Origin of the sequence: Niveispirillum sp. (assembly GCF_052437035.1) — a bacterium.
Classification (GTDB): Bacteria; Pseudomonadota; Alphaproteobacteria; order Azospirillales; family Azospirillaceae; genus Niveispirillum.
The window spans coordinates 235,738-251,507 of the sequence record NZ_JBQVOH010000002.1 but is presented as its reverse complement, the minus strand read 5'-3'; the positions used below and the strand labels follow the sequence as shown (position 1 = coordinate 251,507).

At 63.0% G+C, this 15,770-nt stretch carries 10 protein-coding genes; 7 read left to right on the top strand and 3 right to left on the bottom strand.

Features of this window, described 5'->3' with window-relative positions:
- Positions 1 to 538: 538 nt before the first annotated feature.
- From ACT6Q8_RS06355 to ACT6Q8_RS06345, 3 genes are all read left to right on the top strand, one after another.
- Positions 539 to 1,783 (top strand): SGNH/GDSL hydrolase family protein, encoded by a 1,245-nt coding sequence (locus ACT6Q8_RS06355; protein WP_444734912.1) that lies wholly within the window; start codon positions 539 to 541, stop codon positions 1,781 to 1,783.
- 132 nt (positions 1,784 to 1,915) lie between these two features.
- Positions 1,916 to 4,255, top strand: coding sequence for a TonB-dependent receptor (locus ACT6Q8_RS06350; RefSeq protein ID WP_444734911.1), 2,340 nt, complete (start codon positions 1,916 to 1,918; stop codon positions 4,253 to 4,255).
- 80 nt (positions 4,256 to 4,335) lie between these two features.
- Positions 4,336 to 4,836, top strand: a complete 501-nt coding sequence (locus ACT6Q8_RS06345; protein ID WP_054167858.1) for a DUF3237 family protein — start codon at positions 4,336 to 4,338, stop codon at positions 4,834 to 4,836.
- A gap of 12 nt (positions 4,837 to 4,848) precedes the next feature.
- On the opposite strand, the gene ACT6Q8_RS06340 is transcribed toward ACT6Q8_RS06345, so the two are convergent.
- The gene (locus tag ACT6Q8_RS06340) at positions 4,849 to 5,862 is read right to left on the bottom strand and encodes a LacI family DNA-binding transcriptional regulator (RefSeq protein WP_444734910.1); all 1,014 of its coding nucleotides are present in this window, start codon (positions 5,860 to 5,862) and stop codon (positions 4,849 to 4,851) included.
- 82 nt (positions 5,863 to 5,944) lie between these two features.
- On the opposite strand from ACT6Q8_RS06340, the gene ACT6Q8_RS06335 reads away from it, so the two are divergent.
- From ACT6Q8_RS06335 to ACT6Q8_RS06320, 4 genes are all read left to right on the top strand, one after another.
- Positions 5,945 to 7,114 carry a cytochrome P450 gene (locus ACT6Q8_RS06335; protein ID WP_156344571.1) on the top strand — a complete coding sequence of 390 codons (1,170 nt, stop codon included), beginning with the start codon at positions 5,945 to 5,947 and terminating at the stop codon, positions 7,112 to 7,114.
- A 105-nt stretch (positions 7,115 to 7,219) separates the two neighbouring features.
- Complete coding sequence (locus tag ACT6Q8_RS06330; protein WP_054167861.1) at positions 7,220 to 8,419, top strand: MFS transporter; 1,200 nt, start codon at positions 7,220 to 7,222, stop codon at positions 8,417 to 8,419.
- Between the two features lie 137 nt (positions 8,420 to 8,556).
- Positions 8,557 to 11,445, top strand: a complete 2,889-nt coding sequence (locus ACT6Q8_RS06325) for a TonB-dependent receptor plug domain-containing protein (RefSeq protein ID WP_444734909.1) — start codon at positions 8,557 to 8,559, stop codon at positions 11,443 to 11,445.
- Positions 11,446 to 11,459: 14 nt separating this feature from the next.
- The gene (locus ACT6Q8_RS06320; RefSeq protein WP_444734908.1) at positions 11,460 to 12,374 is read left to right on the top strand and encodes an alpha/beta hydrolase family protein; all 915 of its coding nucleotides are present in this window, start codon (positions 11,460 to 11,462) and stop codon (positions 12,372 to 12,374) included.
- 92 nt (positions 12,375 to 12,466) lie between these two features.
- Here ACT6Q8_RS06320 and ACT6Q8_RS06315 read toward each other — a convergent pair whose 3' ends face one another.
- Positions 12,467 to 13,960, bottom strand: coding sequence for a helix-hairpin-helix domain-containing protein (locus ACT6Q8_RS06315; RefSeq protein WP_444734907.1), 1,494 nt, complete (start codon positions 13,958 to 13,960; stop codon positions 12,467 to 12,469).
- A 10-nt stretch (positions 13,961 to 13,970) separates the two neighbouring features.
- Positions 13,971 to 15,764 (bottom strand): protein phosphatase 2C domain-containing protein, encoded by a 1,794-nt coding sequence (locus ACT6Q8_RS06310; protein ID WP_444734906.1) that lies wholly within the window; start codon positions 15,762 to 15,764, stop codon positions 13,971 to 13,973.
- Positions 15,765 to 15,770 lie beyond the last annotated feature (6 nt).

The window sequence follows — 15,770 nt, the reverse complement described above, 5'->3', positions numbered from 1 at the left end:
ACGGCCAGAGCAGTCCTTTCCCCTGTCCGCAGCGGAAAATCCGCAGCGAACCCGAGCGGGGTTCAGAACACCTTGTTCCAGGCATCAAACAGAGCCGGGGCACAGGCGACCAAGGCTGGCTGCCCTACGACAAGATGCTGACTTTGTTACGATATTGATCCATGACCGCTCCCTGAAGCAGCGATCCCGTTCTTTTTCATGATTGTTGTTGTTTCCAACCATATTCACATCCTACAACCGATTGCAAATGTATTTTGGAGGTGGGCGAGCTTTTCAGGTTCTGGCAATCGCGAGGCAGGCGGTGACTTGTCGGCGAAGGGCATTTCCGCCCCCATAGCCTGCTGCGAAAAATGCATTTGCAATCGTTTGTAATGCGTGATTATGATCATATCCAAGAACGAAACTGGATAGCTGCGGACCATCTGGCACAGCCCCCCGGACCAGCAAAGCGGCAGAGCCAGCCCGATCCATGCACGACATGGATGCACGGAACCCAAGGAAGCCAATGAGAGCTTCCAGCTTCAGGGAGTGAAAGAGCATGAAATCTCGTAATCTCAAACGATGGCTGGCCGCGTCCGCGCTTGCGCTGCTGCCGGCCATGGCCGCCATGGCGGCACCCGATGGAAACTGGGTGCAGAGCTGGGCGTCCAGCCCTTCCCTGGCGGTTGAGAAGCTGCCCTTTGATTTCTGGCGGCCACCTGCGGAAATCCAGGGCACGGTTCGTTACAAGATGCGGGTCAGCGCGGAAGGGGACGCCGTGCGCGTCCGCCTGTCTGCCGAGACGCTGGGCCGGGATGTGCGGATCGGCGCCGCCACAATCGCGCTGGCCGATGCATCGGGGCGGATCGACACGGCGTCGATGAAGCCGCTGGCATTTGGCGGGGCCGCATCGGTCCGCATGCCGGCGGGTACACCGCTGTTGAGCGACCCCGTCACCGTGCCGGTCAAGGCCGGGGCCATCCTTTACGTCACCTTGTACCTGCCCGATGGCGTGGCCGTGCCACAAGCCGATCCCCTGCATGTCACGGAGGTGCTGACCGGCGCCGACCGGACGGGTGCCGGCACGCTGAACGGTGCGCAGGTGGTGACAGGGCGGGAAATCGTGTCGGCGATCCTTGTCCGGTCGGCAAAGGATGCGCGCACCATCGTCACCTTCGGGGATTCCATCACCGATGGGGCCGGTGCCCAGGACCCGATGATGCGGGGTTGGCCCGATCAGTTCGCCACGATTTTGCGCCAGCGCGGCCTTACACAGGTGGCTGTCGCCAACGCTGGTATCGGCGGCAACCGTGTCCTGCGCAACGAGGTTGGTGAAGCGGCCCTGGCGCGGTTCGACCGTGATGCCCTGTCGGTACCGGGCGTCACGGATGTCGTGCTGCTGGAAGGGATCAACGATCTGGGGCTCAGCGGATTGCCCAACCCGCGCGGCCCCGGCGCCCATCCGGAGGTCACGGCAGCCGATCTTATCGCCGGGTACCGGCAACTGATCGCGCGGGCCAAGGTGCGGGGCGTGAAGATCCATGGCGCCACCCTGACACCGTTCCTGGGCTCAACATTTCCCGGCTATGCCACGCCCGTGAAAGAGTTGGTGCGGCAGGAACTGAACCGCTGGATACGCGAAAGCGGGGAGTTTGACAGCGTCATCGATTTCGATGCCGCGCTGCGCGATCCGGCCAATCCGCAAACGATCAAAGCCGCTTTCGACAGCGGCGACAAGCTGCACCCGTCCGACGCGGGCTACCGCGCCATGGCCGAAGCCGCCGCCGCCATCCTGTTGAAATAGCTCACCATGCAAGCACCCCGTCAGTATCAACCCGCCCCCCCCTGGTGCGGGAACGGGGGCTTCTGGCCTTGATTTCACCGAACGCAGAACAACGGGCCGACAGGCCATAAACAATGAAGAGGGGAAGGGAACATGAAACGATCATGGAATGCCGCCAGGGCCGCCTTGCTGCTGTCCACCAGCGCCCTGCTGGTGGCACCCGCGGCCATGGCCGCCGAATCCGGTGACGATGTGCTGGCCGAAATCATCGTGACGGCCCAGAAGGTCAAAGAAACCCTGGCCAAGGCGCCCGTCGCCATTTCGGTCCTGGGTGCCGATGCGCTGGACCGGCAGAACATCACCGCCGCCGATGACCTGATCACCACGGTGCCCAACTTGCAATTCAGCCAGAACGGCTTTGCCATGCGTGGCATCGGCAGTAATAACGGCTTCAGCGGCTATTCAACGGTCGCGACGCAGATCGATGGCATTTACGCCCCCTTCCCCACCACCCTGACGCTGGGCATGTTCGACATTGCCGCCATCGAGGTGCTGCGCGGTCCGCAGGGCACCGTCCATGGCCGCAACGCGACCGCCGGCGTGGTCAATATCAACACAGCCGATCCGGGACGCGACATGGCTGTCGCGGGTGACGTGCAATATGGCACGCACCAGGACCTGCAGGTCCGTCTGAACGCCGACCTGCCTGTCAATGATGATCTGGCCATCCGCGTTTCCGGCTTTCGCCGCGTCAATGACGGGCGCTATGCCCGGCTGGCGGCGCCGGAGCGGTTCGACAAGACGGACCAGACGGCGCTGCGCCTCACATCGCTGTGGAACCTCAGCGACACCGTCACCTGGCGCCTGTCGCTGAACTATGGCGAGGATGAGGGGACGACCCCCTTCCTGTTCCTGTCCAGCTACAATTACTACCCCAATGCCAACCTGCGGACAGGCAGCTTCGGCCCCGTGGAAATCATCAAGACCCACGAGCCCAATCCCGGCATCTGGAACGTCAAGGAAAACCGGAAGGATATCCAGGACTACGCCGCCCGCACACGCCTGACCTGGGAAATGTCGGACGCCGTCACGGCAACCTATATCGGCGGTTTCTCCGTCCTGAAGAATGACGGCCTGGAAGCCAGCACCGGCGTCTTCTCCATGGAGTATCTGGACCTCCGCCAGGAATCCAGCTCGCACGAGATCGACATCAACTATGAGAGTGACAAACTCTCGCTGGTCGGTGGCGCCTACTATTATTGGGATGACAAGCCGTCGGGACAGCGCCTGCTGCATGCGGGCAATACGGCCCCAGCCCCGTTTGGCAGCGTCTTCAACGCCTTCGGCCCCCTGTTCGCGGGCACCGGCAAGCAGATCTCCACCATCAATGCCGTCGATGTCGTGAACACCTACGGCGACTGGGGCAGTGAATCGACGGCCATCTTCGCCCAGGGGACATTGCGGCTGACCGACCGGTTCCGGCTGCTGGCGGGTATCCGATCCACCTGGGACACGGTCCATGGTGGGCAGGAGGAACTGGTCTGCTTCGGTGGCACCGTCACACGCCAGAACATCAATAACGCCACCTGCCCCGCCGGCGGCCTCGGCTATTCCGACGACCGCAACCGCGCATCGGAAAAGTTCAGCAAGATCAGTTGGAAGGCCGGCCTGGACTATGACATCACCGAGGAGGTGATGGGCTATGCCACGGTCAGCACCGGCTATCGCGCCGGCGGCCTGCAAGCCAGCACCAACCCCGCCCCCTATACGGGCTACAAGCCGGAAACGGTGACGAACTACGAAGCGGGGCTGCGCGGCAACCTGCTGGATCGCAAGTTGTTTGTGTCAGCCACCCTTTTCAACATGGATTACAAGGACCTGCAGGTCTCCAGCATCATCGGCACGGCCAGCGGGCCGACAGCCGTCACCACCAATGCCGCCAAGGCCAAGATCAAGGGGGTGGAACTTGAGACGCTGTTCAGGCCGACCCGCAATGACCGGCTGTCGGCCTATGTTTCCTTCCTGGATGGCAAGTACACATCCTTCCCCAACGCGTCGGACAACATGAACAGTGCCGACGTCATGTACAATATCTTCGCCCCCATCCTGGGATATGCCACGATCCCCAGCGCCGTGGCGGATTTCTCGGGCAACCGGTTGGCCAACGCCCCGCGCTGGAGCGCGCGGGTGGGCTATGAGCATATTTTCGATCTGGCCGGCGGCAGCACCCTGACCCCCGCCATCGATTTCTATGTGCAGTCCAAGACCTATGCCGACAGCGCCAACTATATCCAGGGCATCAGCGACGGCTATACCAAGACGGACGTCAATCTGCGCTGGGACAGCCCGGATCAGCGCTTCTACATCAACGCCTTCGTGAACAATCTGGAGGATGAGCGCGTAGCCAACGCCGTCGGCGTCGTCTGGAGTTCGACCACCGCCACCTACAATCCCGGTCGCACGATGGGCGTGCGGGTCGGGGCCAGCTTCTGATCTCTCCCTTGGCCCCGCCATCCGGACAACCGGCGTGGCGGGGCTTCTTTTTCCACGAGACGATGAAGATAGGGACGAACATGCACCATGATCGCCGTGCCCTGCTGACCGTCCTGCCGGCCCTGGCCGTTGCGGGTGTGGCACAGGCGCAAACAAGGCCCGGGCCAGCCGACCTGCCGAAGACCGAATTTGTCTATGAGTCACTGGTGACACTGGGGCCGGTTCAGGAGGTCGGCGATAGCCCGTATGGCCGGCGTGTCCGCATCCCCATCACGGGCGGCACCTTTGCCGGGCCGCGTATCCGGGGAACCATCCTGCCATCGGGCGAGGATTGGCAGTTGCAGCGCCCGGACGGGTTCACCGTCGTGGAGGCCAGTTACTGGTTGCAGGCAGACGATGGGGCCATCATCCACATCGTGAACAAGGGCGTGGCTGGCAAGGATTATGCCCGCACGACCCCCTGGTTCGAGGCCCCGAACGGCCCGCACCAGTGGCTGAACGAAGCCATATTCACCGGCACCCTGGCACCCGTTCCGGGACGGAACGATGCCGTCATCATCCGGGTTTTCAAGATCGTGTAGGGGCCGTTCGGATCAAGCGCTGGCGCCGACGACGATTTCGAAACCGACATCGACCCGCACGGCATCCTCTGGCTTGCGGGCCGCACCTGTTGCGCGGCGGCGCAGGATCGCCACCGCTTCCCGACCGATACGGGCGCCATCAATCCTGACCGTGGTCAGGGCAGGCTGCATCTCCGCCGCGAAGGGCAGGTTTCCGAAGCCGACGACAGCCAGATCGTCGGGCACCCGAAGGCCTGCCGACTGTGCTTCCGCGATCAGCCCATGGGCCAACCAGTCCGAGCTGCAAATCACGACGTCCGGCGCCGGGGTATTGGCGCGAAGCTGCGCGAAGGCAGTGCGGCCCATGCCGAAACGTGTAGGGCTGGCCAACACGGCATCACCCGGCGATGCTCCCGTTGCAGCAATCCAGTCGGCAATGAACCCATTTCGCCGCGCCTTTGCCCGGGGACTGTCAGCCGTCAGCAGGAACGGGTACCGATATCCACGCTGCCGTACAAACCTTGCCACAGCCTGGCCCACCTCCGTATGGGAAAAGCCCACCGCCGCGTCGATGGAACGGTCAGGCAGGTTCCAGGTTTCGATCACCGTTGCGTCATCCCGTTCAAGCCGGGCCCGCAAGCGCGGATCGGCCACGCTGCCCGTCAGGATGATGCCATCGGCACGCCGGGCCAGCGCCGCCTCAATCAGGGCAGGCGCGCGGGCATCGTCAGCGCCCGTCAGGCCCAACATGACGACATAGCCGTCATCGGACAGGGCGTCGGACATTGCCTCGATGGTGAGATTGTAAATCGAATGGGTAATGTCCGGCACCAGCAAGGCGACAAGCCGGCTGCGGCGCGACGCCAGACCGCCCGCCAGCAGGTTCGGAATATAGCCGGTACGCTCAATCGCCTGCCGGATACGCTCCGCGGTTGCCTCCGCCACCACGTCGGGCGCGTTGATGTACCGGGAGACGGTGGCGGTAGAGACACCGGCAAGCCGGGCCACATCATCAAGCCGCGCGATCTTTTTTTCATTCATGCTCATGCGATGACCCTAGCGTCCGCGGAAGTCTGCCGCTATTCTTTGTAAGCGCTTGCATTGCTGTTAAATCAAGGGGACAAAGTCCGTGCCTTCCGATTTCGACCCCCTCCTGCCGGAGGATTTCGACAGTCCGCACGCGGATTATCGCCGGCTCCGTGAACAGTGCCCCGTCGCGCATAGTGACGCCTGGGGCGGTTTCTGGGCCCTGATGAAACATGCCGATGTCGCGGCGGCGGCAGCGGACAGCGCAACCTTCATCACATCCAAGCAGAACGTGGTGCCCAAGGTGGCGTTCACGGGACGCCGCCCGCCCCTGCACCTGGACCCACCGGAACACACGCCCTATCGCCGTGCCCTGGCGCCGCTGCTCACCGAACGGCGCCTCCAGAAGCTGGAGCCGATGATCCGCCGCATCTGCGGGGAATTGCTGGACCCGCTGATTGCCAAAGGGCATGGCGATATCTGTGCCGAGTTTTCGTCCCGGATGCCGGTTCTGGTCTTTGCGAACTGGATGAACCTTCCCCCCGATCAGGTGGACGAGTTGGCCGACCTTGGCCGCCGCTACAATGTCGCGGTCCAGTCCGCCGACATGGACGAAACCAAGGAAACAAGCCTGCTGCTCTATGATATGGCATGCGCCATCGTCGCCGACCGAAAGGCCAATCCCCAGGACCCGACAGAGGATGCGACAAGCGCCCTTCTGGCCGTTCGGGTGGATGGGGAACCCTTGCCGGAAGAGATGATTGTGGGCTGCATCCGGCAGGTTCTTGTCGTCGGCATCATCGCGCCGACGGTGATGGTCGGTTCCATGGCGGTGCATCTGTCCCGCCACCCTGATCTGCAATCCTATCTGCGGGCCAACCGGGACAAGGTGCCGGCAGCGACCGATGAGTTCCTGCGTCTTTATACGCCTTATCGTGGCTTTGCCCGGACCGCCACCCAGGACGTGACGATCCGGGGACGGACCATCCCCGCCGGGGAACCGATCGCCCTGGTCTATGCCTCGGCCAACCGCGACGCCGACGTGTTTGCAGAGCCGGAGACATTCCGGCTGGACCGACCAAACATAAAGGAGTCGCTGGCATTCGGGCGCGGCACGCATAGCTGCGTCGGGGCCGCCCTGGGCCGGCTGGAACTGTCCATCGCCCTGGATGAGTTGCTGGCCCGGACAAAGGGCTTCACCGTAGACGGCCCCATTGTACCGACGCGCTTTCCAGAGATCGGGGCCTTGAAGGTGCCGCTGCGTTTTGTGTGACCCCTTATTCGGGTGATGACCTGAACGGGCAATCGGGTAAGTTATGCAACATATCATAAAAACAATAATCGAAGGCCGGGCTTACCGGTTCTGGGAGGAGAAACGATGGCCTATCTTGGCGAATTCCGCCTGAACTGGCGCCCGGTCACCGCCGCTGCCTTCGGCCTAGGCGCCGGGATCAGCCTCACCAGCTTTGTGGCCAGCCTGTTTGTTCCGGCCCTGGGACAGGAGTTCGGATGGACGGGCGCCCAGTTCGCCCTGACCAGCCTTGGCCTTGTGCTGGCCATGGTCGGGGTGCTGATCGCGGGGCGGCTGGCCGACACTTTCGGCGCACGGCGGGTGGCGACGGCGGGGGTCATCCTCCTGCCCCTATGCTATGCCGCGTTCAGCCGGATGGGTGGCAACATCCTGGAATATTACGCAATATTCGGGGTTGTGATGTTCGTCGGCGCCACGACATCGGCCACCGTGTATACCCGCGTGGTGGTGGCGCGTTTCTCTGCCGCGCGCGGTCTGGCACTGGCCATTGCCGCATCGGGGGCGCCGGTTGTCGGGGCCGTGCTGTCGCCGATCCTGACGCGCATCATCGCCGACCATGGCTGGCGTAGCGGCTACTTGGCCCTGGCCGCCGTCACTGCCCTGCTGGGTCTGCTGGCGCTTGTCCTGCTGCCCTCGGAAGGGGCCGGCAATGTCACCAGCCGTGCCGCCCGCACGGGAACGGCTAAGGCTTACGGTCTGGTGCTGCGGTCACCCGCTGCCTGGGCAATCCTGGGCGGCATGTTCCTGTGCAACCTGCCGTCCATTGTCACAGGCTATCAGTTCAAGCCCATGCTGGTCAGCCTCGGCATCGGCTCCGCCGAGGCGGCATGGTTGATCTCGCTCTACGCCATCGGTGTGATTGCGGGACGGTTCGCCTGTGGTCTGGCCCTTGACCGGTTCCCCACACATATCGTGGCCGCCCTTGGCATGGGGTTGCCGGGTCTGGGCTTTGCCCTGATCGCGTTGCAGCCCGACGGCCTCTGGCCCTTCATCCTGGCCGTGGGACTGATGGGCCTTAGCCAAGGTGCGGAACAGGATATCGGGGCCTATCTGGCGGCCGGCTGGTTCCCCCGCGATGTCTACAGCACGGTCTTCGGCCTGATCACCGCGGGCATCGTGGCGGCGGGTGCCGCCGGCGGACCGATCCTGTCGCTTCTGCTGGGCGTGTCGCCCAGTTTCGTGCCTTTCCTCATTGGAAGTGCGGTCAGCGTACTGATGGGCGGCACGTTGTTCCTGCTGCTGTCAAAGCGACCGTCAGCCGTCTGATCCAGGGCCGTTTTGGTGCCTTCAGACCATGGCAATTTGGAAATGAAAGCGCTTGCATGACCTGACGACTATGGTATGTCTTATAACAAAATAAGCCCGTATGACGCAGTATCCGGGCCAATCCCAGGGAGGTGACGATGCGTAAGCCAACAACCAAGGGTGAAGTGCGTCTGCTTGCCGGAAGTGCGATCAGCCTGGCCTTGATCGCGATGGCCGGGGCGCCCACCATGGCGCAGGAGGTGGTCAAAACCCCTGCCCGTCAGCAGCAGCCCGCCACCAAGGCAGATCAGGCCCCGGCCAGCACACCCATCGAAAGCGCCCAGGAAATCGAAGAAGTCGTCGTCATCGGCACCAGCATCCGTGGGATTGCAGCCGTCGGCGCCTCTACCGTCACTGTTTCGCGTGAAGACCTGGCCGCAACCGGTCGCAACTCACCCGTCGATGTCGTGCGCGAACTGCCACAGCTTCAGGGCCTGGGCTTTGATGATGCGCCGCGGGTGGGCCAGAATGCCGGGGGCAATATCCAGCGTGGCCGGTCGGTGAATATCCGTGGCCTGGGCAGCAACGCCACCTTGCTGCTGATCGATGGTAACCGTGTCGCCCCGTCTGGCAACGTCTTCTCCTTTACCGAGGCCGATCAGTTGCCCGTCGCCGCCATTGAGCGGATCGACGTCATGACCGATGGCGCCTCTGCCATTTATGGTTCCGATGCGGTGGCGGGCGTCATCAATTATGTGACGCGCAAGAACTTCAAAGGTGTCGAGGTTACGGGCCGCCATACCTTCACCGATGGCTATGAGCAATCGGGCGGCAGCATCATCGGCGGTCATGCCTGGGACAGCGGCAATATCGTGGTCGCCTTCGACCATGATGTGCGGGGCATGATGATGCAGGGCGAAAGCCCCTATCTGCGCCAGGATCTGCGGCCGCTGGGCGGACCGGATACCCGCATCCGCACCAACAATGCCACCGCCGGCACACCGGGCAACATCGTGGTTCCCAGAAGCACCAACAATCCCACCCTGCCGACAGCGGGCCGCTTCGACTATTACGGCATTCCCGTCGGGTCCAGCGGTACGGGCATCACGGCGGGCCAGCTTCTGCTGAACCAGCCCAACCTGGCCGATCAGGCGGATTACACATCCTACCTGCCGAAGACCGTGAAGAACCAGGTCTCCATGACGGCCCGGCAGGAGATCACACCCTGGCTGACGGCCAATGTGCTGGCCTTCTACAATAAGCGCGACAGCACGCTGTACAGCTATCCGCAATCCGGCGTACGCACCCTGCCCGCCACCAGCCCATACTATGTTCAAGGCGTACCGGGCGTGGCACCGGGCGCGCGGCAGACGGTGGTCTTCTCGCTTTACAAGGATATCGGGGTTGGTGAGACCAGCATCACCGATGAGCAGACCCAGTTCAGCGGCAATCTGCGCGCCGACCTGACCCATGACTGGGCCGCCCAGTTCATCGCCAACTATTCGCGCAACAAGAACTGCGCCAACTGTATTGATGAGCTGAACAACAATGTCAGCGCCACAGCGCTGCAGCGCGCATTGGACAATGGCACCTACAATCCGTTCAGTTCCGCCCCGGCATCGCAGGATGTGCTGCGCACCATCCTGCCATCCGCATTCGACCGCAATAAATCGACATTGAAGGAATACACGCTGCGGTTCGACGGCCCCCTGTTCGAGTTGCCGGCCGGCACCGTGAAGGCCGCCGTTGGCGCCAGCTACCTGGAACTGACCCAGTGGCGCAGCGCGATCGGTGTTCAGGCATCCTCCGACGTGCCCCTGGCCGATGCCGACCGCAATATCCGCGCCGCCTATGCCGAGGTCTACCTGCCGCTGGTCGGGTCGGAGGCCGGCGTTCCGCTTATGCAGAGCCTGGATTTCAACGTGGCCGTCCGGACGGAACGCTATTCTGACGTCGGCACCACCACGAACCCGAAATTCGGCGTCAATTGGGGTGTCGCGGACGGGGTCAAGCTGCGTGGTGTCTGGGGCCGGTCGTTCCGCGCGCCCAACCTGATCGAAAGCAATCCTGAAGTATTCAGCCGCGTAAGGTTGGAAACTATCGCGAATGCCGCACGCGACAGCGCCCTTCCGCCCGGAAACACAGCCGCAGGCACCAGCAATGTCGTGAATGTCACTGGCAGCAACAACAACCTGACGCCGGAGAAGGCCACCAGCTATTCCCTCGGCTTCGATTACGAGCCGGAATGGCTGCGCGGCCTGCGGGCGTCGGCCACCTATTACAACGTCAAATACTCCAATCAGATCATCGGTTTGCAGGGCTTCGGCGCGACCTTCCTGGCCAGCGCGACCAACCGGGCCCTGTTCGCACCCTATATCACGGTGGCACCGCAGCCATCGACCTGCGTCAATGGCAATCCCGCCACTTACAATTCCGCCTATCTTGTCGCGCTCAGCCGGCCCTCGGTGGCTACCATCGATCAGAGCAATTTCTGTTCCTCCCAGGCGATCACCGACACGCGCAATGCCAATGCGGCAGCGGTGAAGCAGGACGGGATTGATATCACGCTTAACTACCGGTTCGAGACGGGCGACAGCAACTGGATGCTCAGCCTGAGCGGCACCAAGATCCTGAACAATGACCTGCAGCTGACCAGCACCGGCAGCTATACCAACGCCCTGGACGTGATGAACCAACCGATCAGCGAGCGCGGGCGGGCGGGCATTACCTGGAATATGGGCCCGTACACGGTGGCCCCGGCCCTCAATTATGTCGGCTCCTATACCAACAACATTCCCATTACGGTGAACGGCGTCACCCTGCCGGTCGAGAAGGTGCCCGCCTGGGTCACGTTTGACCTGATGATGGGCTATGAGTTCTCGGAACTTGGCAGCTGGGGGGATGGTCTGCGCGCCTCCTTCAATGTCCGCAATCTGATGGACCGCAATCCACCCATCGTCCTGTCGGCCAACGGCAATGCCTTTGACCCGCAGGGCGCCAATGTCTTTGGCCGGATCGTGAGCTTCCAGCTCAGCAAGTCCTTCTGACGGGAGCACCGATCATGACAAAGCGTATGTCCCTCACTGCGGCTTTCTTCGCATTGTCGCTGCCGCTGACAGCCATGGCGCAGACGGCGCCGGTGCCGGCGGCTCCCCCCAATCCCGCAGCAGTGATGGAGGCGGATGTCGGCCTGCCGGCACACACATTGTATCGCCCCGCAAATCTGTCGGCAGTGAAAGGCAAGTTGCCCATCATCGCCTGGGGCAATGGCGGCTGTGCCGATATCGGCAACGCCTTCAAGACATTCCTGACCGAGCTTGCCGCGCAGGGCTATCTGGTGCTGGCGGGCGGTCCCATCAATCAGGCGCTGGAATCCGGTGCCAGCATGCGGGACCTTCCGCGCACACAGAACAATACCGACCAGATGTTCCGTTCGATCGACTGGGCGATTGCCGAGAATGACCGGAAAGGCAGCCCCTATTTTGGTCGTCTCGATACAAGGAAGATCGCCGTGATGGGACAGAGCTGCGGGGGGCTTCAGGCCATTGCGGCGGGCGGGGACAAACGGGTGTCAACCGTGGTCGTCCTGAACAGTGGCATTATCCGGGGGGGTATCCCCAACCCCGATGGTACGATCCGGCAGCCCGCCGGTGTCGTGCCCGCCACCGAACCCGACCTGCTCAAGCTCCACACCCCGGTGCTTTACCTGATCGGCGGCCCGAAGGATCAGGCTTATAAAAGCGCGGAGACCGATTTCGACGCCATTCAAGGCCTGCCCGTCTTCAATGGCAACCTGGATGTCGGGCATGGCGGCACCTGGCGAGAGGCAGGCGGCGGCGCGATGGGTTCAGCCGTCATCGACTGGCTGAACTGGCACCTGAAAAATATCGACAAGGCCAGCGCCACCTTTACCGGCACCGACTGCACGCTCTGCAAAGATCCGAAATGGACGGTGAAGAAAAAGAATATGCCGTAGCCCTCGCGCGCCCAGCCACCAGCTTTTCCCCTGCACGAAATCCAGTGCCTTGGACGAAGCCGTCAGGCTAGCCACTCCATCGCAGAGCCGCATCAGCCGACGACCATTTGGACCTGGATGACGCGGCCGCCTTCCTCCGTCGAGAGCAGAAGCCGCTTACCCTCGACAAGGTCCACATGGCTGTTGGGCGGGACGGCCTTGCCGGTCGTCAGATCCTTCATGTCCGGCAGCCGTTCGTTCACCAGGTACCAGATGCCTTGATGAAGCCGGAAATAGCCGACGCGCCGCGTCTGATCGCCCGACAGTTTCTCGTTCGGAAAGACGTTCCGGTTGACGTGCCACGGGAACAGGCTTTGGCCGTCATAGACCATGACCCTGTGATTGTCGGGCGTATAGGTGCCCGCCTTGCGCGAGGAATAGAGATTGAGGACGGGAAGAAGCCCCCTGTAGGCCGTACCGCAGAATGGACAGGTCGGCTTCACCGTGTTGTCGAATACGTACCATTTGGCCTGGCAGGTGTGATTTTGGCAGGGCTGCATCAGATCGACGGTACGGACCAGGGCAAATTCCCAGTCATCGGCGGTCGGCCGGGCGGATGGGGTATGCAGGCCGTCGATGAAGGCGCGTTTGAACAAGGGCGCCAGCAGTGGCCCGGTCAGGGTAAACGGCAATCGCGCCGCATCCGCCCAGGGCAGCGCCGACTTCTTCACCTGATCGAGGCGGATCCGGTTGGAAGCATCGGTCGGATGCTCCACGAACAGGGCGCGCTCACCCATGCCGAGTTCCTCGTCGCGGGCGGGATCCTGATCGTGAACCTTGCCGCCGCGCAAGGGATGACGGTAGAGCAGGTACATGTAGATCAGCACGGCCAGCGCATGCCGGTCGGTAGTGATGGATGGCAGGAAACGCTTCGGATCGGCCTTCGCCAGGCGTGAGGTCGCCATCACTTCTGGTGCGATGAAATCGGGCGTGCCCACCACATCCGGCGGATATTTGCCAGGCACGACCAAGCCATCGATATCGATGATGCAGGCATTGCGGCCCGCCGGATCCACCAAAACGTTCTTGTAGCTGAGGTCGGAATGCGCGAGGCCCGCGGCATGCAGCCGCCTGACTGCCCGGCTGATCAAGATGCAGATGCGGAAATACGAGAGCCACGTGCCCAGTTCACGCGGATCCAGGAACGAGTTGCGGTTCGACGCCGAGGAGAACCACTTTCCCTCCTTCTCCCTGCCCTTGATCTTCAGCATGTCATCGTTCTTCGAGCCATGCTCGAAGAAGAAGTGCGACTGGTAGGTCGGGACGGTGATGCCTGTTCTCCCCCCCCATTCAACGATACCGGTGGGCCACCGGAACAGGTTCTGCCAGTAGTCGCCACCGGCCCGGTTGAAGATGCCGTCGCGAAACGAACCGACGATGGCCTGCAGGCGCTCGTTGGAGGCATGGTCCAGCTTGTCGCGGTAGAAGGCGACGACATAGGTACGGTCGGGACTGAAATACACGTCCTTCATGCCGCCTTGGCCGATCAAGGTCGGGACGAATTCAACCGGCTTGCCGTCCTGTGAGGTGAGCTTGATGACCGTCATGGTCGTTTCCTTAGCGCAGCACCAGGATGGTGCGGTCGTCATGGTTGCCGCGGGACCAGAAATCCAGCCACGCCAGCAGGCCCCCGTCCGGATTCCCACCGGAGATCGCCGGGGCGACTTGCCCTTCCCAGAAGCCTTTCCAGACTTCGAAAGCGGCCAGGCGTTCATCTGTCTCGAACATCGGATCGGTGACGCCATCGGTCATCAGCACCAGACCCGTGAGCTCGTTCACCAGGCCCATGTGGATGCGGGCCATGTTGTTCTTGGCCGCGTCGACAGTGAGGAATTCAGACCCGTCCAGGAAACGTGTCTGCCCCGCATACTCGCCACTGTCCGGCGTGGTCAGCGGCACAAGGCGACCGTTCGCAAGGTCGAGCATCCCGGCGCCGCCATCGCCGATGGCGAAGCAGGCCGCGAAATGCCCCGCTTCCGTCTTGCGGTGCAAGGCGAGGATCAGGGTGGTCGCATATTCGCGCGCCGGGCGGCCCGCTTCCTCCGCTTCCTTCCTGATACCATGCCAAGCCTCGAAGGCGGCCCCGATCAGGCAGTGATAAAGCCTGCTCCTGAGGGCGGCCTCCCCTTCCCCGCCGGCATGCCAGGCACAGATCAGGGTCTCCACCCCGGCAGCGAGATGTTCGTCGATGAGGACGCGCAGCCTCTCACACGCGGTCCGGCAGGCGATCTGGGAACCGCGTCTGGACAGGGGGGCGCTGCCCGCGCCATCGGCCACTGCCAGGATGCTCCAGCCGGAAGCGGTGTATTCGGCCAGCAGATCATCGTCGCGGAAACTGCCCACATTGGCATGGCTTCGCCCGCGCTTGCTGGCACCGATGATGCGGTGATCGCCGGCCTGCTCCAGAAGCACGGCCTCGTCATCCTTCCAATGCAAGGCCGCCCTGTCGCTGGGAAGGTCCTTCCACAGCGATTTCGGGTCCGCGATGACGGTGAGCGAGCAGATCCAGTTATGCCGCCTGGACGGTATCCTGTCTTCAACGGCGCCGGCCGGAAACTCATGGTCTCCGGCCACCGTCGGCGTGCCACTCAGCGTACGGCTGGCCGCATCGAACGACAGTCCGATCGCTTCCACCCCTGAAAGCATGAAGCTGCGCGCAGGCTCTGGCACGGATGGCGGCAGGGGAACCTTCGCCTTGTATGGCTCGCCCGCCTTCGCCACGGGAAGCGACATGCGGAAGGCGGGCATTGGCGGTGATACCGGCGATCTTTGCGCCAGGGCGGGCAATCCTGGCGATGGGGCCATGGAGGATGACGGGGGTGGAGGGACGGGTGGTGCGGGCGGCGGAGGGGCCGCCCCCTGGGGAGCAGCAGGCTGGTACCGGATGCCGGACGCCGGTGGCACGGACTCCGGTGATCGGGCAGAGCGTGGCGACGGGCCATCGGTCGAGAATTCGGGCAGGGCATCGATGAAGGATGTCTTCGAAACCCTTGGGGCCGCGTTCGCCGAAACGGGCTGCACCGGGCGCGGCACTACGGCCAGGGGCGTCGGCCTGGGATCGTGCCCGTCCTGGTCCCCGTCCGCGCCGGCATCCTCCGGAGGCGGATCGCCGTCCACGGGAGGCGAGGCCTCGCGGTCGGCGGCCGGAAGCACCGCCCCACCCGAATCCGCCGCCATCGCGATCACTGCCGCCTGAGCAATGATGAGCGTCCGGGCAAGTTCTTCGCCTTTCGCCCCTTCGGCCACCAAACGAAGAAGTTGTTCATCCACCTCAGCCTGCACACTGCCGTCGGTGGCCAGGCGATGGAGCAACCTCCGCAGCATCTCCAGTTTTTCGTTCGCGTGCGTCATTTGGAC